Below are 23,489 nucleotides of genomic sequence, written 5' to 3' on the forward strand. Positions count from 1 at the left end.
ATGGTCAAAACTCTTTTTATATTGCTTAGCGCAGCGCATATAACAACTTATCTTTATTCAGCTCCAGTTGGTCATACAACCGAGCAAATACCTGATTAAACTTTTGAATTCGTTCATTTGGATCAGGAGAGGCAAACTGCTCTGCCAATTGCCGCACGATCTGCTGGTTTGCATCTTGATAGGCAATTAAATCCGCCTTTTGACCCAAACGCTGATTAAGGGCTGCCAAACTGTAGCAAGACTGGTCAGCTTGAAAATTAAATTGTCCATCAAACACTAGCTTATAGGTGAAATTCAATTCATTATCGCCAATTTCATGCACGTCTAAATATAATTCCAAAAGCACCTGCTGCCGGTCAATGGCATGAGTTAGCTCCTTAAATTGCAAGAAGTTAGCAAAAAAGTCATAGAAATCACCATAAAAATCGTCATCAAAGGCGGTGATTGCGGGATCGTTCTTCTGAATTACTTGTGCTTGTAAAATTTTGTCGACTGCCGAAGTCATGATTGCTTAATACCTTTCGTTTAATTTGGATGATCAAGTCGCGATTGATTAACTGTTCCCAATTATGAGGAATTTTTTCGGGGAAAGTGGCAGGGAGCTGGCTTAATTCATTAGCCGTTGCTAAAAACTTGCGCTGCCGCTGACTTTCCTGCAAAAAACGCTCATCAATCTCTTTGGTTTTGAGCCGACCTTGCTGGTCAAACCGATACCCGCCCCACATGTGCTGGTCAATTTTAGAGGCAAGTTCTGGACTATCTACATATTGCAAACGGCCGATCATGCGGTGGGAGTCCGTAATCCCCAGAGTTACCGGGTCATAGATGTCTTCATAGATATCGACGCGCTGCCACAATTTGCGAGCTCGGCGCTGTTCTTCTGGCGTCAGCAAGTTCCAAATGTTGGGCCCCTCATATAAATAAGCATGACGGAGCTGCGTCAGCCGTTTAACCTTAACCAAAGCATATTGGGCGTTAATTGCCCCCAAGGAATGGCCATAGAGATAAAAATTATAACCGCGATACTTTCTTAATAAATCCTGCAGCAAGATCGCCGCCGTCTTCAACTGACTGGGAATGCGACGCTGATTAGTCAGCATTGCTTCTAAAATAGGCAGATTGGTTTTCAGCCATTCATTGCGCCAGGTTTCGGGGCTACCCTTTTTCAAGCCGTAGGAACCCTTAAACAGCAGCGTCATTTCCTGGTTATGAGCGATGACAAAACATCGCATCCCATCAGGGGCATGGACATCGCGAATCACCACTCCTACCTGGGTAGCAGTCCCTACCGGCATCTCGGTATAGGATAATTGGGTTAGCTGGACCCGCTGGCGGTCAGTCAACTGTTCATTCAAGTCCATCAAAACACCCCCTTTTTTCCACAATCCACTTCTATTTTAGCGCAAAGTAGTGCCATTCTATGCAAACACATGTAAAATAACTATAGTAACAATGTGGAGGGAAACATGACTGAATTAAAAAAGCCGGTAATCATCGGAATCGCTGGTGGTTCGGGTTCCGGAAAAACAACCATTGCTCATGAAATTGCTGATCAAATCCATGATGACGATCACATCACCATGATCACGCAAGATTCATACTATCGTGACAATACCGGCGTATCGATGGCCGATCGGCAGAAGATCAATTACGACCACCCTGACGCCTTTGATACGCCACTCTTGGTAAAACAGATCGATCAACTGGTTCATCGCCAGGCAATCGAAATGCCGATCTATGATTTTACCGAGCACAACCGCAGCCGCAAAACCATCCATGTCGAGCCCAGCGACATCATTATTTTGGAAGGCATCTTGGTCTTAGCTAATGAAGAATTACGGGACTTGATGGATATTAAAATTTATGTCGATACCGACGACGATATCCGTTTTATTCGTCGCCTGCAACGTGACATGAAAGAACGGGGTCGGTCGCTTGACTCCGTCATCACCCAATATTTAGCGACGGTCAAGCCAATGTACCACTTATTTATTGAACCAACCAAACGGTATGCTGATATTATTGTTCCCGAAGGCGGTTCAAATGACGTGGCAATTGATATGTTGACTACCAAAGTCCGCGACATTATTGCCAAAAACAATGCCTAATAGCTGTCAGCCGAGCTGGCAGTTTTTTGATATGACAAACTTATGGCCGTTTCGTAACACTTTTGTGACCCGCTAAGAGAATTTTTCTGCTATCATAGTCTCATAAGTTAATCCTAGATTATTAATCTAAGAATATAGTTTATCTTACTCATAGTGTATTTGGAGTGTTATTCATGTTTAAGAAAATGCGCAAGTTGATTACAATCCTGGGAATTGTAATCATTGGGCTTTTCATTGCCAATTCGGCTCCCATTCAAGCCGCAAGTCAGAGCAAACAAGCTCTGCCGCAAACCTTAGTCGAGCGGCTTGAACAAAAGCGCCACGCCAAAGTTGACCTGCGCGCTGAAAGTATGGCCTTTCAAACTTCCGTTTTAACCAACTTTACCGATGCTTCCAGTAACGAAAGCCAGGCTATTTTAACTAATGCAATGATGAAGCAACCACCAAAAGCCCAAACCAAAAAAATGGCTTACCGGCCCAAGAAAAAGGCCAAAACTGCTACCATTGAAACCTCAACCAAAGTTGAAACCGTCAATGTTTCAGGTCACAAGCAGGCCCATAGTTTATGGAACCAGCCGCTGCCAATGATGCATGGTCTTTTAACTCTTGGCCAAGCCATTTTAATCTGTCTGATGATCATTATCTTGATCTTGGCTTTATATATTTACCATCGCCGATTTGATATAAACGACGATGATCAAACCAACAGCAATTTAAAACATTTGTAAAACAAAAAATCGATCCCCAGGGATCGATTTTTTCTTAGCCTTCAACGCGCGGATGAAGACTCTTTTCAAAAAGTTCAGTAATTAGTTTTACCAAAACGCCATCAAATATGATCGATGATAATAAGCCAGTGATGAACATTACGACTTGCAAGTTCCAGCTATATTTATACCAACCATACAGGTAGTAGGTAGAGAAAAAGCCACCAAAATGGGCCCCGATTGAACCGATAATTACGCTGGTCCAGCTGAACTTTTGGTAACGTTCTTTCTTCGGGAAGAAACCAATTTCGTTAGGTGCCCCTTGGCAAATACCAGCCAAAATGGTCACTACGCCCCACTGACCGCCAACGGCCATTTCAACTACTGCAGCCAGCACTTCGCCAATGGTACCTGACCCAATCGTTGGCACAAAATAAATCGCTAAAGGCGCTGCCATGTACCATAAACCAGAGAAAATCGTGTCAACTGCCGGGCCATAACCGGTCGGAGTTAGCAACAATTTAACCGCATTATAAGCACTATTGAAACCATAGGTATAAATGACCCCCATAATAATTCCAATTAAGGCTAGTAAAATAATCGACTTCACATTCCATTTGGATGATCTAACAAACATAAAAAACTCCTTCTGCCAGTAGTCAGAAGGAGCAATGAAAAGTTTAGAAACATTATGCACTTCCCTAACGCAAGTATTATCTTGATCAGGTTCAAAGGGTATTTTCTCAGCTTGACGCACCCCTAGTGACTAGGTAATATTCAATTCACTACCTATTATAGCAGATTACTTATGTAAGCAGATACATTTTTGCATTAAAAAACACTGTCAACCATTTGACAGTGTTTCTGGGTTATTTCGAAATCTTTTTAATTTCAGCTTGATACTTGCGCAGACCATTAAAGGCTGAATCCTTCACCTTCACATAGCCGTAGTGTTGGTAGACGCTTTCGATAACTTTCTTGCCCTCTTTTGACTTGGCAATATTTTGGAAAGCCTTGGTCAACTTATTCCGGAACTTGTCGCTCATATCTGGCCGAACAGAAATCGTGTCGTTAGGAATCCACTTGGTGTAGTAGATTGGGACAACGTCCTTCATAACCTTTGGTTCGTCTTGCGCAGCAATTGGCCGAGCATCTGAGAAGGTAAAGGCCGCATCCGCATCACCGTTGTAAACAGCTAAAACGGCTTGGTCAGCACCTTGAACTTGGATTACCTTGCAGTCCTTGAGGACGTTTAAGCCCTTGTTGTAGAGTTCAACAATTGGATAAATGTAGCTAGAAGCACTTGATGGGTCGCCGACGGCAACCTTCTTACCCTTTAAGTCCTTCCAAGACTTAATCTTTGAGCCCTTCTTAACAATGATTTCCGAACGATACTTCCGCATCAAAGTGTGATTCATCTTGCCGGATGGTTCGTCATAGCCATAGCGTTCAGCTTGCAGCAAAACATCAGCAGCACCACGCTTATGGGCCAAAACATATGAGTCAGGCGGCATAAAGCCAACATCAACCTTCTTGGAAGCCATAGCTTCAACTAACCCGTCGTAACTCGTTGAAACCGATACGTGAACGGAAATTCCCAGTTGCTTCTTCAGCAATTTTTCCAAAGGCTTGGCTTTGGCTTCAATTTTGTTTGCTTGGGTACTTGGCACAAATTCCACGTTCAAGCTCTTTGGCGTATAACTACGCTTAGATGAGGTAGAACTCGAACTATTAGAACATGCGGTTGCTAAAAGTGCTGCTCCAGCAACGACTGCTCCAAGCAAAATACGTTTAATCTTCATAAAATACCCTCCAAGTGTTCTTCATTTGCTTGCTACTAGAGTATAGGCTCATCAAGTTTCTTGGTCAAGGGTATTTACGAACTTTATTTATTTAAAACTAAATATTTCACCCTAAAATTGGATCCTTTACGAACGATATTAGTTTTATACATATTTATGACTAGAATTTTGAGAACGAAGCCAGTTTTTCTTGATCAAGATCCCGAATAATTGCGCAAGCTAAATCAACGCTCGCCTTAAAGTCGCTGTAAGCAGTAAAGCAATAAGGAGAGTGTTCATAACGAACCGGAATCCCAATGACGATGGTTGGTGCCCCATTTTCATAATAGATGGCAGCCCCGTCTTGCCCGCCGCCTGTCCGCACTGAGCGAGTATAAGGAATATTATTTTTATCAGCTAAATCACAAGCATATTGTTGGAACTTCGGATTCGGCAGGAAGGTCGTATCCATATCCCGCAGCATGACGCCGCGTTTCAAGCCAGTCTGGCTCAACCATTCTGGGGTAAAAGTATCATCAGCCGGGCAGCTTTCCAAAACAATCGCTAAGTCAGGCTTGACCTTGCGGGCAGTAACATATGCGCCGCGCAGGCCGACCTCTTCTTGGGCAGACAGAGCCCCAACCACATCAAAGTTAGTTTCTTCGCCTTGCAGTTCATTCAAAATGCCGACCATGGCGCCAGCTCCAAAGCGGTCATCGAAGTCCTTGCCAAAGAACAAGCCGGTTCGTTCATTATATTGACAGTCGACATCCACAAAAATCGGACAGCCCGTGTCAATCTTAAAGTCCTTAATCGTCTCTTCGCGGGAAAGCGAACCAACATCAATCGACATGTCAGCCACATCGGGAACTTGATTGCGTTCAGCGGCCGTCATAAAGTGCGGCGGTTTGGTAGCAACGACACCAGGAATATAGTCACCATCTTGGTTGCGAATTTTCACCTTCAAAGCCGGGATATTATATTTAACCCAGCCACCTAAGGGGACAAATTTAATCAAGCCGTTAGGCCGAACCGCCTGGGTGATAAAGCCGACCGCATCCGAGTGGGCGTCGAGCTGAATTACCGGCCGCTTGCCTTTGTTTTCCTTCTTGGAGGCATACACGTTCAACATCCCATCTACTTCAAGATTGGCATAAGGTTTTACTGTCTCAGTAAACAGCTTGACAAACTCTTCTTCAAAGCCTGAAGTAGCATTGGCGTTGGAGAAGGCTTTTAACATTTCAATTGCTTCTTGTTTTTCCATAATTAATTCCTTTCTGGGAAAAATACTCTCTTATTATTTTACAAAAAAATCAATCAGAAGTAGTAAAATGAATAGATTGACAAAAATAAGAATAGCGGGAGCGTCAACACAAAATGAATTCACATAATCCAATCTGGAAACGCAATTTGAAGGTCCTATCCCTTTGCGTCTTCATTGCTGGCATTGCTTTTTCTGAAATTATGCCCTTTTTATCTTTATACATTAATACCTTAGGCAAGTTTAGCCACCAGCAGCTGAACTTTTGGTCCGGGATTGTTTACTCAGGCACCTTTATTGTTTCCGCGGTTGTTTCCCCGTGGTGGGGCAAATTAGCCGACAAAAAAGGCCGCAAGCCGATGATTCTGCGCGCTGGGATCGGAATGGCCGTAGTAATTGCTGCCATGGGGTTGGTGCAAAATGTCTGGGAATTATTGCTTTTGCGCATGCTGCAAGGGGTTTTTGCCGGATTTATTTCAAACTCTAACGCCCTAATCGCCACAGAAACGCCGAAAAGCAATTCTGGGCAAGCTCTAGGAACAATTTCTTCAGCCACTACGGCAGGAACCTTGTTGGGACCTTTAATCGGCGGAGCCCTTACCTCCATCTTTTCCTATCGAGTAACCTTCATGATTACCGGTGGCTTGTTGCTCTTTGCGTCAATCCTCGTCTTATTCCTCGTTCATGAAACTGATTTCGAACCTGTAACTGAAAAGAAGCTAGATAAGGCTAGCGGAGTAATCAAAGCCTTACGCTCACCAAGATTAATATTTGGCCTCTTATTAACCACATTAATTATTCAAGCAGCCAATAATTCAATCAACCCGATCGTATCGCTCTATGTCAGACAACTACTCCAGAATCATGGCAATGTGGTCTTTATTTCTGGGGTTATCGCCGCTTTGCCAGGGATTGCCACCTTCTTAGCAGCTTCCCGTTTCGGCGCCTTAGGGGATCGCATAGGCACGCATAAAATCATCGTCGGCGGTTTTATTGCTGCTGCAATTTTCTTTTTCCTAACGGCCTTTGTTCAAAATACGCTTGAATTAGGAATTCTGCGTTTCTTAGTCGGCTTTTCTGATGCCTGCTTGTTTCCTCAAGTTCAAACCATGCTTACCAAAAACTCGCCTGCCAAGGTGACGGGACGAATTTTCTCCTGGAATCAATCAGCAATGTATCTGGGCAACATCGTCGGTCCCCTGCTCGGCTCCTTAGTATCAGGTCTGTATGGCTACAGCATGGTATTTATCGTTACCACAATCATCGTTTTAGTCAACTTACTCCTATTCAAGCTCAACGTAATTAATAACTTATAAAATTCTCAAATATTTAGACAACAAAAACAGCGCCCATCTAGGACGCTGTTTTTTATTGCATGATTGTGTGCGTATTAAACTTGATTAACGGCGCTTGCGCTTCCGATCGCCAGCTAAGCCTAAGATAAAGGCTGCACCAGCCATCAAGATACCTGCAACTGACATTGCAGACTTGTCGCCTTCACCGGTTTGCGGGAGAGTATCGCGATCAGCATTGACACCAGCAGTTGCGTTGCCTGAGCCATTACTGTTGCTGTAGCCAGCACCCATGTTACCAGAGCCGTTGCCGTTGCCCTTGCCCTTGCCTGAGTTGTTGTTTTCAGGTTCAGCAAGAACATTAACTGTGACTGTTACCCGTCTCTTAGTACCATCTGGGTAGGTTACTTCAACGACACCAGTTGACTTGCCTGGTTTAGAAACATCTGGTTTCTTTACCCAAGTGTAGTCGGTACCATCAGGCATATCACCCTTGTTGGAGATAGCATCGCCTGGGTTTGGCAGCTTGCCTGGCTTGGTATCAACGTCTTGGCCCTTAGGTTCAGGGTTCTTGGTAGTTTCACCACCATTGTTCTTAGTATCATCCTTGACATGGATAGTTACTGGAACTTCATCCTTTGAACCATCTGGGTAAGTTACGATGATAGTTGCATCCTTGTCGCCAGGGGTTGAAGTGTCTGGAGTTTCTTTCCAAGTGTAGTCAGTGCCATCTGGCAAGTCGCCCTTGTTGGAGATACCGTCTTCAGCCTTAGGAGTTTCGCCCTTGTCGACCGTGACGTCTTGACCCTTAGGATCGTACTTGTCGGCGTCAGTAGTCTTAGTTGGAGTGTTGTCCTTGACGTGGATAGTTACTGGAACTTCATCCTTTGAACCGTCTGGGTAAGTTACGATGACCGTGGCATCCTTATCACCAGGGGCTGAAGTGTCTGGAGTTTCCTTCCAAGTGTAGTCAGTGCCGTCTGGCAAATCGCCCTTGTTAGAAATACCGTCTTCAGCCTTAGGAGTTTCACCCTTGTCGACCGTGACGTCTTGACCCTTAGGGTCGTACTTGTCGGCGTCAGTAGTCTTAGTTGGAGTGTTGTCCTTGACGTGGATAGTTACTGGAACTTCATCCTTTGAACCATCTGGGTAAGTTACGATGACCGTGGCATCCTTATCGCCAGGGGTTGAAGTGTCTGGAGTTTCCTTCCAAGTGTAGTCCGTGCCATCTGGCAAGTCGCCCTTGTTGGAGATACCGTCTTCAGCCTTAGGGGTTTCGCCCTTGTCGACAGTGATGTCTTGGCCCTTAGGGTCGTACTTGTCGGCATCGCTTGGAGTTGTTGGCGTGTCGTCCTTGACGTGGATAGTTACTGGAACTTCATCCTTTGAACCATCTGGGTAAGTTACGATGACCGTGGCATCCTTATCGCCAGGGGTTGAAGTGTCCGGAGTTTCCTTCCAAGTGTAGTCAGTACCGTCTGGCAAGTCGCCCTTGTTAGAAATACCGTCTTCAGCCTTAGGGGTTTCGCCCTTGTCGACCGTGATGTCTTGGCCCTTAGGGTCGTACTTGTCGGCATCGCTTGGAGTCGTTGGCGTGTCGTCCTTAACGTGAACGGTAATTGGAACTTCTTCCTTTGAGCCGTCTGGGTAAGTTACGATGACCGTGGCATCCTTATCGCCAGCAGTTGAAGTGTCTGGAGTTTCCTTCCAAGTGTAATCAGTACCGTCTGGCAAGTCGCCCTTGTTAGAAATACCGTCTTCAGCCTTTGGAGTTTCGCCCTTGTCAACAGTGATGTCTTGACCCTTTGGATCGTACTTGTCAGCGTCGCTTGGCGTAGTTGGCGTGTCGTCCTTAACGTGAACGGTAATTGGAACTTCTTCCTTAGTACCGTCTGGGTAAGTTACGATGATAGTTGCAGGCTTGTCGCCAGCAGTTGAAGTGTCCGGAGTTTCTTTCCAAGTGTAGTCAGTGCCATCTGGCAAGTCACCCTTGTTAGAAATACCATCTTCAGCCTTAGGAGTTTCGCCCTTGTCAACAGTGATGTCTTGGCCCTTTGGATCGTACTTGTCAGCGTCGCTTGGCGTAGTTGGCGTGTCATCCTTAACGTGAACGGTAATTGGAACTTCTTCCTTTGAACCGTCTGGGTAAGTTACGATGATAGTCGCAGGCTTGTCGCCAGCAGTTGAAGTGTCCGGAGTTTCTTTCCAAGTGTAGTCAGTACCGTCTGGCAAGTCGCTCTTGTTGGAGATACCGTCTTCAGCCTTAGGAGTTTCACCCTTGTCAACAGTGATGTCTTGGCCCTTAGGGTCGTACTTGTCGGCGTCGCTTGGAGTCGTTGGCGTGTCATCCTTAACGTGAACGGTAATTGGAACTTCTTCCTTTGAACCGTCTGGGTAAGTTACGATGATAGTTGCAGGCTTGTCGCCAGCTGTTGAAGTATCTGGAGTTTCCTTCCAAGTTTAGTCAGTACCGTCTGGCAAGTCGCCCTTGTTGGAAATACCGTCTTCTGCCTTAGGGGTTTCGCCCTTGTTAACAGTGATGTCTTGGCCCTTAGGGTCGTACTTGTCGGCATCGCTTGGAGTTGTTGGCGTGTCATCCTTAACGTGAACGGTAATTGGAACTTCTTCCTTAGTACCGTCTGGGTAAGTTACGATGATAGTTGCAGGCTTGTCGCCAGCAGTTGAAGTATCTGGAGTTTCCTTCCAAGTGTAGTCAGTACCGTCTGGCAAGTCGCTCTTGTTAGAAATACCATCTTCTGCCTTTGGAGTTTCACCCTTGTTAACAGTGATGTCTTGACCCTTAGGATCGTACTTGTCAGCGTCACTTGGAGTTGTTGGAGTGTTGTCCTTAACAGTTACGGTGACATCGACAATTTGCGGATCTTGACCAGGGATAGTAACAGTTACTTTACCTGGCTTGTTTTCACCAGCAGTTGAAGTATCTGGAGCTTCGTTCCAAGTGTAAGTAGTACCATCTGGCAGCTTGTCCTTGTTTGAAATAGCATTCTTAGCATCTTCATCAGTTAAGGTGTGACCCTTGTCAACTTCAATGTGGCCGCCTTCAGCATCCTTGGTCTTTTCATGTGGATCTTCAGTGTCTGGGATACCATCGTTGTCATCGTCAGTATCCTTGGTGTCTGGCGTGCCATCACCATCGGTGTCGCGCAAGATCGTTACTGGAACAGTAGTATTAACTGTTTGTCCACCCTTGGTTACTGTTACTGGGATTTCGATTTCGCGAGTATCATCGCCAGCCTTGTCAGTCCAGTCATCTACCTTTGGAGTACCAGTCAAGTTGCCATCCTTATCAACAGATACGCCATCTACTGGAGTTGAGGTAATGGTTGAGTCTGGAATGCTTGGTACTACTACCTTAGTTGATGGAACTTCCTCGCCATCCTTTACTGGATCAGGGTTGTTAACCTTGACGGTTAATTCATCCTTGGTCTTTTCATGTGGATCTTCAGTGTCTGGAATACCATCGTTGTCATCGTCAGTATCCTTGGTGTCTGGCGTGCCATCACCATCGGTGTCGCGCAAGATCGTTACTGGAACCTTAGTATTAACCGTTTGTCCTCCCTTGGTTACTGTTACTGGGATCTCGATTTCGCGAGTATCATCGCCAGCCTTGTCAGTCCAGTCATCTACCTTTGGAGTACCAGTCAAGTTGCCATCCTTATCAACAGATACGCCATTTACTGGTGTTGAGGTAATGGTTGAGTTTGGAATGCTTGGCTCGATTACCTTGGTTGATGGAACTTCCTCGCCATCCTTTACTGGATCAGGGTTAATAACCTTAACAGTTAAAGTATCAGCATCCTTTGGATGTTCATCATCAGTATCAGGAATCTTGTCATTATCGTCGTCAGTGTCTTTGGTATCTGGCGTACCATCACCATCGGTATCACGCAAGATCGTTACCGTAACTGTCTTATCAACGCTTTCAGAGCCATTAGTTACAGTTACTGGAATTTCAATATCACGTGATTCTTCACTGTCATCTTTCCAGTCGTTAATCTTCGGCGTACCAGTTAAATTACCATCCTTATCAACAGTTAAGCCATCAACAGTGTCCTTGGCAGTCACAGTTGAACCATTCTTAGTTGGGATAACTACTTGGGTACCACTAGGAACTGCTTGACCTTCAGTTACTGTTTCATGCTTGGTAGTAGCATCCAAAGCAGCTTCGTTTTCAGAGACATTAACTGTTACGGTGACATCCTTGGTTTGACCGTTTGGCAAGGTAATTGTAACTACACCCGTGCTAGTACCAGCTTCTGAAGTGCTTGGCTTGGTCTTCCATTCGAATTTGGCGTCATCTGGGTAGGTACCAGTCTTGTCAATGTAGTCTTCTGCATCACCAATAGCTGAATCTTTATCAACATTAACTGTCTTACCAGTTGCATCGACAACGTGAACTGGGGCATCTGAAACAGTATCAGTTGAGTCGTCAGAGTAAGTTACCGTAACATCGCCGGTAGTGTCGCCAACCTTTGATACGTCAGGCGTCTTAGCCCATTCTTCGCTCTTTGGCGTTACGGCATTGCCATCAGTGTCCTTCAATGAACTTGGGTCAATTGAATCAGCAGCCTTCACATCGTTGCCAACAAAAGTGTATTGATCTTGAGCCTTTGGATCTACCTTATCAGCAATCTTGGTTTCAGTACCATCCGTTATTGTTACGTTTACTGGTAATGGATCAGTCTTGGCACCATCAGGGTAGATAACTCGTACAGATGGACTTTCACCATTTGCTGTTTGGTTTGTACCAACCTTAGTCCAATCAGGTTCATTTACCCAAATGACCTTAGTACCTTTGGTTTCTGAACTATCGTCAGCAGGTACGGTGGTTGGCATGTCACTCATATTTTCAATGGTAGTTGAAGCATCCAACCCGTCTTTTACTTCATCTAGCGTTCTAGTAACATCTTGTGTAACTGGATTTGGATATACAAAGACCGTAATCGGTACATCCACACCTTCACCGTTCGTGGAATTCTGAACATGAACCACTGCTGGTGTACCTTCATTGACAACGGTTGTAACCGTACCAACTCCGTCTTTACTTGGAGTAGTAGTACTTACCATCTTGGTTGCTTTAGATACATCTGGAGCTTGCGTCCAAGTATAAACCGTATCCGAAGGAAGACCCTTTCGAGCTTCTTCAGCAATCCCTTGAGATGCGTCTGGCATGTTGCCAACAGTCGTGTAAATATCTTGACCTTGGTAAGTTACAGGATTTGGTGCTAAGGTGTATTGTTCACCAACTAACTTGTATGCATTTGACTGAGTATTTTGTTGGTAAGTTGAAAAACCAGCTAAAACCCCAGAGAATTGGGTACCATTGTCACCAGTCGGCAAGGTACCTTGAGTAGCATCAGTATGGTCGGCATCAAATTCGATCGTGTAGCTTGAGTATTGAGAGTTACGAGTCTTCCCCCATGACTTCAAGGAAATGTAGGTTGAGAAGTCACGTGAGTTAACCGGTGCTCCAGAATTAATATTCTTTTGTTGAAGCTGATCGTTTACGCCATTTTCATCCGTCTGCAAGTATGACCGTGTTGAATCATCTTGAGAAGCGGTGATAATTCCTGAACCATTGACAGTCTTACCGTTGATCGTGTAGCCAGTATTAGTAGTATTACTGTTATCACCCTTATATTGGCCAAACGAGTCTAGCAAGATCCCGTGGGTATCACCATCATAAGCATTACCCATCATGTCTTTTCCTTGATCAACATCTTTATCAGCAAAAATCAAGGTATATAAGTTGTTCAAAGTGTTAGCACTTGAGCCTTCCAACATTGAACCGTAGTATAACCCTTGAATATATTCGTTAGTGGCCGAAGTCCCTAAAGTAGAGCTACCAACCAAGTTAGGAACACCATTGGCATTAGAATCTGTAGATGGATTAAAGGTTTGAACAACATGTTCTTCTGGATCAGAAACTACTCCATAATTTCCTCGAACGTAACCTGCACCATCATTATCGGCACTCTTTGGAGTATCGATAGTTACCGTCACATCACCAGTAATCTTGTAGTCACCAGTTAAAGCAATCCCCATCCGGGCGTTTTGTAAACCTTTAACACCATTAGCGTAGTAACCATTGTAATCAGTGTAATTTAACCCATATGATGGGAAGAAGGTAATCTTGTAGTGAACCTTGCCGTTACCGTTATCGGTCTTTTCAACTTTAATGTTGTTGTTAACAAAGTCGTTATTTTCTTTTGGTTCGTCCTTGTTACCTAAGTTGGCGTTTACAATCTCGTAAGCCTTATTAACCCCATTGGTAGTAATAAACTTGTACCACTTTCCATCAGTACCTTTGAAAATACTTGAGGTTCGATTGTTAGATGAGGTTAAGCCAGTTTCTTGTGAAAGCTTGTTATTAACCTCAGATGACTGGTTACTAATCCCTGGTCCAGAAATGTTAACTGCATTTGAATCAGTTGCTGAAGCTGCAGCAGCTTTAAGAACCGCTTTAGTAGCAACAGGAGCCTTGCTTGCTGCACTAGTGTTCTTGTTTGCAGACTCAGTTGTTGAACTGGTCTTAGCTGAACTTTCACTAGTAGCAGAACTTTCATTAGCGTCTGAGCTTTCAGCTGCAGAGTTGGTTGAACTTTGTGCTGAACTAGAGCTGGTCGTTGCAGCTTCCTTAGTTTCTGCAGAACTATTAGTACTTGCTGCCTTGTCAGCAGATTCCGTGCTTGAAGTAGTATCTGCGCTAGTGGAGCTGCTAGTTTCAGCACTAGCATCCGTGTTGCTTGAGCTCGAACTAGTACTGCTTGAGCTTTGACTAGTTGCCTTGCTAGTTTCCACTACACTAGTATCAGTTGTTGCTGCTGATACCTTTTGCAATGGAATCCCTGCACCTAAAGCTATACTAAAAATAGTAGCGCCAATAAATACCGAAGCAGTCTTGCCTGAAACTTTCCGAATGGAATAGTGGCGCTGCTCTTTGGTCTCAATGCGTTTTCCCATTATAATACATTCCTTTCAATACACACACGATACAGCAATTATTTAGAATAACTAATAATTCTGAGCACACAAATTAAATCTGTATCGCTTGATTTTTCCCTTACACTCGTAATCATATACCGTTTAGTTGGTAAAGTAAAACATTTACGGCCGTCAAAATTATCGTCTGATCTATATTTATTTGCTTATTCATTTTCCGTTATAATAACAATCTTGCCCATATTTTGTTATCTTAATCACAATATTTATTGGATGATCTGCAAGAAGTGCGTAGCTAATGCAGAAAGCGATTGCATTTAAAATTACACATAGATAAAATAATAACCGTTTGTTTCAAATTGTAAAAATGATTTTATAACGGATTTTATTTTATTTTTGCCCCTTATTTTTGATTATTTAATTACAAGTTGTTTATCGTTGATCAGCAAACGGCATACCCTCAACGTTTGATTGCCTTTGTCAATGGGAATTTATTCCTAAAATAAAAAATCTTGACATTTTTTAAAAAAATCCGCAAAATAATATGTGTTATCTGAATAGTGATGACCTTTAATTTAGTCCAGTGAGGCTTGGAAGGAATTCTGCATGTAGGCATTTTTTAATATTTGCCCGTAAGCAAGACTGCCCTGGACTACCAGAGCAGTCTTTTTTTCTTCGGTCATCCGCAATGAAAGGAGATTTATATGAGTAAGGTAATTATTGACGCCACTGGCATGCGCCGGGCGCTGATGCGCATGACTTATGAAATAGTTGAGCGCAATAAAGGTACCGAGGATCTAGTTTTAGTTGGAATTAAAACTAGAGGCTGGTATATCGCACAACGAATTGGAAAAAATTTAGAGAATTTGGAAGGTGTTAATGTTCCGGTTTTGGCTCTAGATGTTTCCAATTATCGGGATGATTTGCCAAAAGCCGAACGTGAAAGCATCATCCGCAGTCAGCAGCTTGACTACGATATTACCGATAAGAAGGTAATTTTGGTCGATGACGTGCTGTTTACCGGTCGAACTATCCGAGCTGCGCTTGATGCTCTAATGGATCAAGGACGGCCAGCTGCAATCAATTTAGCAGTACTGGTTGACCGTGGACATCGGGAATTACCAGTCCGGCCAGACTTTATTGGGAAGAATATTCCGACCGCTTTAAGCGAAACCGTCAAAGTCGCCATGACGGAAGTTGACGATCGCGATGCGGTCAGCTTGGCCTAAGCATAGTAAGGAGTTAAAATCTTGAAAAATCAAACTCATGCTAATGGCGCCATCCTTGACGTCGATGAAAAGCCAAAATTAGGCGAAGGAATTGCACTGTCGTTGCAGCACATGTTCGCCATGTTTGGTTCCACTGTCCTGGTTCCTATTCTGATCGGAATCAACCCTAGCATTGCCTTAATGGCCTCCGGTGTGGGAACGCTAACGCACATGCTGCTTACCCACTTTAAAATCCCTGCCTATCTAGGTTCCAGTTTTGCCTTTGTGGCTACCATGCAGGCCTTAATGAAGGCTGATGGCTATCCTGCCGTAGCTCAAGGGGCAATTGCTTCAGGGTTGGTTTATGTCATAGTTGCTTTTATCATCAGCAAATTTGGTTCTGACTGGGTGAACAAAGTGCTCCCGCCAATTGTGGTTGGCCCAATCGTCATCGTTATTGGCTTGTCGCTTGCTTCAACCGCTGCCAGCGATGCGATGATGAATAATAATAAGTATGATTTAACCTACTTTGCCGTAGCTATCTTCACCTTAATCATGACCTTGATCTTTCAAATGTACTTCAAGGGCTTTCCAAGTTTAATCTCCATTATGTTGGGATTGATTTGTGGTTACCTGCTTAGCTGCGTGTTAGGAATTGTGGACTTCTCCACTGTTGAAAAGGCTAAATGGTTCTCATTGCCAGCCTTCCAAGTGCCATTTGTTACTTATAAATTTAAGTGGTATCCAGAAGCAATCCTGACCATGGCCCCGATTGCCTTTGTTACCATGACTGAACACATGGGCCACATTATGGTGCTCGATTCGATGACGCAACGGAACTTCTTTAAAGATCCTGGTTTGCATCGGACAATGCTGGGAGACGGGATGTCAACGATTATTGCCGGCTTTATTGGTGGACCTCCAACAACCTCTTACGGTGAAAACATCGGTGTCCTTGCCATGACCAAGGTTTACTCAGTCTGGGTATTGGCTGGGGCAGCAGGCTTTGCGATCGTCTTCAGTTTTATCGGTAAGATTTCAGCTTTAATTGAGTCAATTCCGATGCCGGTTATCGGAGGGATCTCCTTCCTGCTATTTGGGACGATTGCCTCTAATGGTTTAATGATCTTAGTCGATAACAAGATTGACTTTGGTGAAAAGCGCAACATGCTAATCGCCTCCGTGATCTTAGTCATTGGGATCGGCGGTGCCTACCTGCAAATCGGCAGCTTCCAATTAACCAGCGTTGCTCTTTCAACGATCTTGGGAATGTTAATGAACTGGATCCTGCCTGAAAAAGCAGCTAGCGAAAAATAAGCTTACTTAACTAATTCAAAATCAAAGAACGTGTGGTGCTAATGCATCACACGTTTTTTAGATAAGAAAAAGCCAGATTTCTGATTGAAATCTGACTTTTCTTTATTTAATGCTCAATGTGTGTATTGAAATTAATGACGCTTACGCTTCCGAGTATCGGCCAGGCCGAACAAGAATGCTGCGCCTGCTAACAAGACACCTGCAACTGACCAGGCAGTCTTCTCATTCTCACCAGTTTGTGGCAATTCTGATGAGTTGTTGTTAGTTTGAGCAACCTGCTTAGCCGGTTCAGCCTTCACATCAGAAACTTCCTTAACTACAGTCTTCTTGCTCTTGTTAGGAGTTTCTGGTGTCTTCGGCGTTACATTCTCGACTGTCTTGCCTGTATTTGGCTTTGAAGGAGTCGATGGAGTCGAAGGCTTGGATGGCTTTTCTGGGGTGACATTGTCAGTCTCCTTGCCTGGCTTCTTAGTGTAGACAACCGTAGTGTCCTTGCCTGGGTTTTCTGGCGTTACCGTTGGCGTTGATGGCGTGTAGCCTGGGATGTCTGGCACTGGTTCGTCAGGAGTTACCTTGGTTGGATCGTTAGGATCCGTTGGGTAAGTTGGCGTTGGGGCATTTGGAATCTTGTTGCCATTAGGGTCAACCGGAATAATCTTACCGTTAGTGGTGTACGTTACCGTATCAGTTACGTTAGGATTTTCTGGAGTTGCCGTCAAGCCACCAGCTACCTTCTTGTCTGAGTGGTAGCCGTTTACTACAGGTACCGAAACATTGCCAAAGGTCTTAGAACCAGTCCAAGGAGTGGTTGAAATCGTCTTGCCAGTTACCTTGTCGACAGTGACAGTTCTAGTGAAGGCGTTCTTTTGAGTTTGAACGTTGTCGCTAGGAGTATTGTCGCCGGCACCGGTGTAGTGAACGGTTTGACTAGCATCGCGAGTAACATCGGTTTGATCTTCAGTGTACTTCGGACCATCTGGGTTGTTAGGGTTGATTGGCGTATTTGGATTCTTTGGATTGTCTGGCGTTACCGTAGTTGTACCGTGCTTGAATACAACAACGTAAGTTTGACCATTGTTCGAATCGCCAAATTCGCTACCAACTTTGCCAGTGTAGCCATCTGAAACTAATTCGTAACCCTTGTCTTCCAAAGACTTAATCGTGTCAGCAGTCGTGTAGGTGATCTTGTCGCCATACTTGCCTGACAAGTCCTTAGTTTCTAGAACTGCATCGTTATTGTCTTGGTCAACGTACTTAACAGTTAATGAACTGTCTTTCTTGTTGTAAACAACTGGCGTGTCCTCACCTGGATTGCTTGGAGTTACCGTTGGCGTTTCTGGCGTGTAGCCAGGAATGTTTGGTACTGGTTCATCCGGCGTTACCTTGGTTGGGTCAGTTGGATCCGTTGGGTAAGTTGGCGTTGGCGCATCTGGAATCTTGTTGCCGTTTGGATCAACCGGAACAATCTTGCCGTTAGTCGTGTAGGTTACAGTATCAGTTACGTTTGGATTTTCTGGCGTTGCTGTCAAGCCACCCGCTACCTTCTTATCAGCGTGGTAACCATCAACAACTGGCGTATCAACTGAGCCAAAGGTCTTAGAACCAGTCCAAGGAGTCGTTGAAATGGTCTTGCCAGTTACCTTGTCGACAGTAACAGTTCTAGTGAAGGCGTTCTTTTGAGTTTGAACGTTGTCGCTAGGAGTATTGTCGCCGGCACCGGTGTAGTGAACGGTTTGACTAGCGTCGCGCGTTACATCGGTTTGGTCTTCAGTGTACTTAGGACCATCTGGGTTGTTAGGGTTGATTGGCGTATTCGGATTCTTTGGATTATCTGGCGTTACCGTCGTTGTACCGTGCTTGAATACAACTACGTAAGTTTGACCATTGTTCGAGTCGCCAAATTCGCTGCCAACTTTGCCCGTGTAGCCATCTGAAACTAATTCATAGCCCTTGTCTTCCAAAGACTTAATCGTGTCAGCAGTCGTGTAGGTGATCTTGTCGCCATACTTGCCTGACAAGTCCTTAGTTTCTAGAACTGCATCGTTATTGTCTTGGTCAACGTACTTAACAGTTAATGAACTGTCTTTCTTGTTGTAAACAACTGGCGTGTCCTCACCTGGATTGCTTGGAGTAACCGTTGGCGTCTCTGGGGTGTAGCCAGGAATGTTTGGCACTGGTTCATCCGGAGTTACCTTGGTTGGGTCCGTTGGATCCGTTGGATAAGTTGGTGTTGGGGCATCTGGAATCTTGTTGCCGTTAGGATCAACCGGAACAATCTTGCCGTTAGTCGTGTACGTTACCGTATTGGTTACGTTTGGATTTTCTGGCGTTGCCGTTAAGCCACCCGCTACCTTCTTGTCGGCGTGGTAACCGTCGACAACTGGCGTATCAACTGAGCCGAAGGTCTTAGAACCAGTCCAAGGAGTGGTTGAAATCGTCTTGCCAGTTACCTTGTCGACAGTGACAGTTCTAGTGAAGGCGTTCTTTTGAGTTTGAACGTTGTCGCTAGGAGTATTGTCGCCGGCACCGGTGTAGTGAACGGTTTGACTAGCATCGCGAGTAACATCGGTTTGGTCTTCAGTGTACTTAGGACCATCTGGGTTGTTAGGGTTGATTGGCGTATTTGGATTTTGTGGGTTGTCTGGCGTTACCGTCGTTGTACCATGTTTCAAGTAAACATTGAACGTTTGTAAGGTCTTGTCATCGTTATCATAAACATCCTTGGTCGGATATTCAGACTTGTCAAGGACATAACCTTTATCCAGATAACTTTGAAGTTTAGCGTTATAGCCACTATAAATAATGGTTTCGCCAATCTTGCCAGTTAATCCACCAGACGTGCCGATTTGAGTTGGAACTTTTTCGCCTTGAGCATTGACATAGTCTTCATCAATAAAGTTGACGATTGCTGCAGGACTTGCATAGTAAACGACTGGCGTATCTTTGCCTGGGTCACTTGGAGTTACTGTTGGTACTTCTGGCGTGTAACCAGGAATGTTAGGAACAGGTTCATCCGGCGTTACCTTGGTTGGGTCAGTTGGATCCGTTGGATAAGTTGGATTTGGCACGTTCGGAATCTTGTTGCCGTTTGGATCAACTGGAATGATCTTGCCGTTAGCAGCATAAGTTACCGTGTCCTCAACGTTTGGATTTTCCGGCGTAGCCGTCAAACCACCAGCTACCTTCTTGTCTGCATGGTAACCGTCAACAACTGGCGTATTTTCAGTGCCAAAAGTCTTCGTACCAGTCCAAGGCGTACTTGAAATTGTTTCGCCAGTTACCTTATCAATCGTTACGGTTCTAGTGAAGGCATCCTTTTGGGTTTGTACCTTGTCAGCCGGAGTCTTGTCGCCAGCACCTGTGTAGTGAACGGTCTGACTAGCATCACGGGTAACGTCCGTTTGGTCGCTAGTGTACTTAGGACCATCTGGGTTGTTAGGGTTGATTGGCGTATTAGGATTCTTTGGATTGTCTGGCGTTACTGTCGTCGTTGCGTGGTCGTAGTAAACCTTGACATCGCTGTTTTCGGTATTACCGTCAACCGTTACCGCTGCAACAGATGCTTTATCTGGAGCAGTGTAGCCGTAGTTGGTCAAATCTGGTGAATCGACCTTGTTCCAGCTGCCTGATTCAACCGACCAATCGCCGTAGGTAACTTTACCCGTCGTCTTGTTAGTTGAAACCGTCCGCGTCAAAATTACGTCTTGCTCAACTGGCTTAGCTAATTTACTTGGAATAGCTTCGCCAGTTTGCTTATCAAGATATTCAATTGTCCGTTTAACGGTCTTGGATTCAGTCTTTGTATCGACATCGTCTGAATTCTTGATATAAGTAACCGTAAAGGTCTGTTCTGGATTATCGTAGGTTGCGGTAAAGCCACCGGCAACTGTCTTATCAGGCGTGTAGCCTGATACTGCTGGAGTATCAACTGATGAGAATTCATTGGTGGTCCAAGGAGTTGACGAGATGGTTTCGCCAGTTACCTTGTCAATCGTCACTGTCCGCGTAATCGTGCCAGTCTTGACATTGTCGGCTGGCGTTTGATCACCGGCACCAGTGTAGTGAACGGTTTGCTTAACATCCTTGGTAACCGTAGTTTGGTCGCTCGTGTACTTAGGACTGTTAGGGTCGTTAGGGTTGATTGGCGTATTTGGATTTTGTGGGTTGTCTGGCGTTACCGTGGTCGTTGCGTGGTCATAGTAGACCTTCACATCACTATTTTCAGTATTGCCATTTACCACTTCGGCTGCAACCGAAGCTTTATCTGGAGCAGTGTAGCCGTAGTTAGTCAAGTCTGGTGAATCAACTTCGTCCCAGCTGCCTGATTCAACTGTCCAGTCGCCGTAGGTAACTTTACCAGTTGTCTTGTTGTTTGAAACCGTCCGCTTCAAAGTTACGTCTTGTTCAACTGGTTTAGCTAAACTTGCTGGAATAGCCTTGCCAGTCTTCTTGTCAATGTACTCGATGGTCCGCTTAACGGTCTTTGATTCGGTCGTAGTTTCAATAACGTCTGGATTCTTAGTGTAAGTAACCGTAAAGGTTTCTTCTGGGTTGTCGTAGGTTGCAGTAAAGCCACCAGCAACGGTCTTATCAGGCGTGTAGCCTGAAACTTCTGGAGTATCAACGGATGGAAATTCATTGCTAGTCCAAGGGGTTGATGAAATGGTTTCGCCAGTTACCTTATCGATGGTAACCGTCCGCGTAATCGTACCAGTCTTAACATTGTCGGCTGGAGTTTGATCGCCGGCACCTGTGTAGTGAACGGTTTGCTTAACATCCTTGGAGACATTGGTTTGGTCGCTAGTGTACTTAGGACTGTCTGGGTCATTAGGATTAATTGGCGTATCTGGCGTTTGTGGATTGTCTGGAGTAATCGTCGTGGTTGCGTGCTTGAAGGTTACTTCGTAGACTTTCCCATTGTTGCTGTCACTGAAGTCTTGACCATCTTGGTTAAACCCATCTGCTACTAACTTGTAGCCTTTATTTTCCAATGACTTAATGGTGTCAGCAGTTGAGTAGTTAATCTGGGTACCATAGTCGCCCGACAAAGACTTGCTTTCCAAGACTTTATTGTTGGCATCAAGGTCAATATAGTTAACAGTTACGTTGCCGACTTGGCTCTCGTCTTTTTTATAGTAAAAAATCACGTCACCATTATAACGTTGGTTTACTCCAGTAAGAAGAATTTTCCCATCGAAAGGAGTTTCAACGTTAATTGCATTAGTACTGTCATCGACCCCCAGTTCGTAAGGTCCCAGCGTCTGGGTCGTTCCATTATAATAATTTATCTTTACATTTGCTTCAAATCTACCATATCCTGTTGGCCCCCACCCAAGATAAGTGTATTCGGCGTATATATCTTTAGTGCCCAAACTATATGGGACAAAGTGGATAACCTTAGTATCACCGATAGTTGAAAAGTTAAAGTTAGAGACAGTACCTTGAGTAGCACCCTCAGTCTTGACGTAAGAATAGCCTGGAATTGTTGGTGCAGCTCCAACAGAATAATTTGTACCAGTCATCTTATCATAAACAGTTGGATCTACACCGGGAATTTCTTTATCAGTGTCAACATCACGATATTGAATAGAAACTTTACCCAAAACTGGATTAAAGTCATTTAAAACAGCTACCCAATCGCCAGTTTCAACCATCTGACCATTTTGGGGCACCATATCTTTAAAGTTTTCTTCTGTCTTATCACCCTTGTTGGCAGAAGAAATTAAGTAAGAATCGCCGTAGTTAACCAGGGTGTCACCACTAAGAAATAGTTTCATATCTGCACCCTTAACTAACTTAGTAGGCGTGGCGTTGCCTTTTTCAAAGACATAGATTGTTCCTGGTTCAGAACCGTCTGACTTAACCGTCAAATACCAATCCGGGCCGTGTCCCGCAGGGTTGTTTTCGTGAAAAGCACCATAAATGTAGTAGTCACTAGAAATAAAATCGGTCTTTACGTTATTTGCGCTTTCAGTAAAAGTTACATCTGGCGTAATTGAATTTTTACTTGAACTTGAATCATTTGATTCCAATGCTGCAGCCTTCAGCTGAGAAGCTTCAGCCATATTCTTCAAGTTTGAAACATCGACTGTGTTGTTTGTTTCATTAGCTGAACTATTTGTAGCCTTTTCTTCTTGGCTGTCATTTGATTGAGTGCTTTCACTAGTTGTGTTGGCACTTGCTTGTGAAGAACTTGAAGCAGCTGAGGAAGTCTTCTGTTCAGATGCTGAACTGCTTGCAGTCTTTTCGCTTGATTCACTAGCTACATTAGCTTTGTTAGTTGAATCTGCGGAACTACTCGTAGAGCTTGCTGCAGTTTTACTTTCACTAGTTGACGCAGCTGATTTTTGATCAGATGATTTAGCATCGGCATTATTAGTTGAAGTGGAACTTGTAGTTGCTTCACTTGAACTTGATTTAGAAGCTGCACTAGCATCACTGGATTCAGCAGCAACACTCGTATCATTTGAGCTGGATTTTTGGGAGTTAGCAGTATTTGAGGCTGTTACAGCCGTTGAATCAGTTGCAGCATGTACCTCAGATACTGGAACTCCAGCACCTAATGCGATACTAAAGATAGTTGCCCCGATAAAGACGGAGACAGCTTTACCCGACACTTTTCTGATCGAATAGTGTCTTTGTTCTTTAGTGTTTATACGTTTCCCCATTTCTAAACACATTCCTTTCAATACACACTTTTACCTTACAAAGTAATTAACATTTTTCCCATAGATGCATAACTATAAGCTAAGTATCTAACACTTACATTGTAGCATTAATTTGCATATGCGAACATTTTGACCACTTGTTTATTTCACGTATTTCCTTAAACGACAGCATTTACACCTATCT

Annotated in this window: 11 protein-coding genes, 2 pseudogenes and 1 riboswitch; of the genes and pseudogenes, 5 read left to right on the forward strand and 8 right to left on the reverse strand. The window is 44.3% G+C overall.

The window, feature by feature from the left end; all coding sequences use genetic code 11:
• Positions 1-25 precede the first annotated feature (25 nt).
• Complete coding sequence (locus KI210_RS00770; RefSeq protein ID WP_212779984.1) at positions 26-505, reverse strand: hypothetical protein; 480 nt, start codon at positions 503-505, stop codon at positions 26-28.
• Entirely contained in the window at positions 432-1,361 is a 930-nt protein-coding gene (locus KI210_RS00775) for an alpha/beta hydrolase family protein (RefSeq protein ID WP_212779985.1), read from the reverse strand. The genes KI210_RS00770 and KI210_RS00775 overlap by 74 nt, the downstream gene beginning before the upstream one ends.
• Before the next feature lie 105 nt (positions 1,362-1,466).
• Here KI210_RS00775 and udk point away from each other — a divergent pair, with 105 nt between their 5' ends.
• On the forward strand, positions 1,467-2,108 hold the full coding sequence (gene udk, locus KI210_RS00780; RefSeq protein WP_212779986.1) for a uridine kinase: 642 nt from the start codon (positions 1,467-1,469) through the stop codon (positions 2,106-2,108).
• A gap of 173 nt (positions 2,109-2,281) precedes the next feature.
• Complete coding sequence (locus KI210_RS00785) at positions 2,282-2,836, forward strand: hypothetical protein (RefSeq protein WP_212779987.1); 555 nt, start codon at positions 2,282-2,284, stop codon at positions 2,834-2,836.
• A gap of 34 nt (positions 2,837-2,870) precedes the next feature.
• Here the strand turns inward: KI210_RS00785 and KI210_RS00790 are convergent, their stop codons facing one another.
• From KI210_RS00790 to KI210_RS00800, 3 genes are all read right to left on the reverse strand, one after another.
• A complete protein-coding gene (locus tag KI210_RS00790) occupies positions 2,871-3,452 on the reverse strand; it encodes an ECF transporter S component (protein ID WP_212779988.1) in 582 nt (193 codons plus the stop codon).
• Between the two features lie 44 nt (positions 3,453-3,496).
• A riboswitch (TPP riboswitch) is annotated at positions 3,497-3,586 on the reverse strand.
• A gap of 98 nt (positions 3,587-3,684) precedes the next feature.
• On the reverse strand, positions 3,685-4,617 hold the full coding sequence (locus KI210_RS00795) for a phosphate/phosphite/phosphonate ABC transporter substrate-binding protein (RefSeq protein WP_212779989.1): 933 nt from the start codon (positions 4,615-4,617) through the stop codon (positions 3,685-3,687).
• 160 nt (positions 4,618-4,777) lie between these two features.
• Positions 4,778-5,860, reverse strand: a complete 1,083-nt coding sequence (locus KI210_RS00800; protein ID WP_212779990.1) for a M42 family metallopeptidase — start codon at positions 5,858-5,860, stop codon at positions 4,778-4,780.
• A 113-nt stretch (positions 5,861-5,973) separates the two neighbouring features.
• Here KI210_RS00800 and KI210_RS00805 point away from each other — a divergent pair, with 113 nt between their 5' ends.
• A complete protein-coding gene (locus tag KI210_RS00805; RefSeq protein ID WP_212779991.1) occupies positions 5,974-7,173 on the forward strand; it encodes a multidrug efflux MFS transporter in 1,200 nt (399 codons plus the stop codon).
• Between the two features lie 84 nt (positions 7,174-7,257).
• Here the strand turns inward: KI210_RS00805 and KI210_RS09170 are convergent.
• Both KI210_RS09170 and KI210_RS09175 read right to left on the reverse strand, forming a co-directional pair.
• Positions 7,258-11,235, reverse strand: a pseudogene (locus KI210_RS09170) (Rib/alpha-like domain-containing protein).
• A gap of 120 nt (positions 11,236-11,355) precedes the next feature.
• Positions 11,356-14,133: pseudogene (locus tag KI210_RS09175) on the reverse strand (LEA family epithelial adhesin); the annotation flags it as partial.
• Between the two features lie 683 nt (positions 14,134-14,816).
• Between KI210_RS09175 and pyrR the strand changes: the two are divergent.
• Together pyrR and KI210_RS00830 are read left to right on the forward strand one after the other, a co-directional pair.
• Positions 14,817-15,341 carry a bifunctional pyr operon transcriptional regulator/uracil phosphoribosyltransferase PyrR gene (pyrR, locus tag KI210_RS00825; protein WP_212779994.1) on the forward strand — a complete coding sequence of 175 codons (525 nt, stop codon included), beginning with the start codon at positions 14,817-14,819 and terminating at the stop codon, positions 15,339-15,341.
• A 21-nt stretch (positions 15,342-15,362) separates the two neighbouring features.
• Positions 15,363-16,637 carry a solute carrier family 23 protein gene (locus KI210_RS00830; protein ID WP_212779995.1) on the forward strand — a complete coding sequence of 425 codons (1,275 nt, stop codon included), beginning with the start codon at positions 15,363-15,365 and terminating at the stop codon, positions 16,635-16,637.
• Positions 16,638-16,768: 131 nt separating this feature from the next.
• Here the strand turns inward: KI210_RS00830 and KI210_RS00835 are convergent, their stop codons facing one another.
• A complete protein-coding gene (locus tag KI210_RS00835) occupies positions 16,769-23,305 on the reverse strand; it encodes a mucin-binding protein (RefSeq protein WP_212779996.1) in 6,537 nt (2,178 codons plus the stop codon).
• Positions 23,306-23,489 lie beyond the last annotated feature (184 nt).

The sequence above is a fragment of the Lactobacillus corticis genome (assembly GCF_018327645.1).
Taxonomy (GTDB): domain Bacteria; phylum Bacillota; class Bacilli; order Lactobacillales; family Lactobacillaceae; genus Lactobacillus; species Lactobacillus corticis.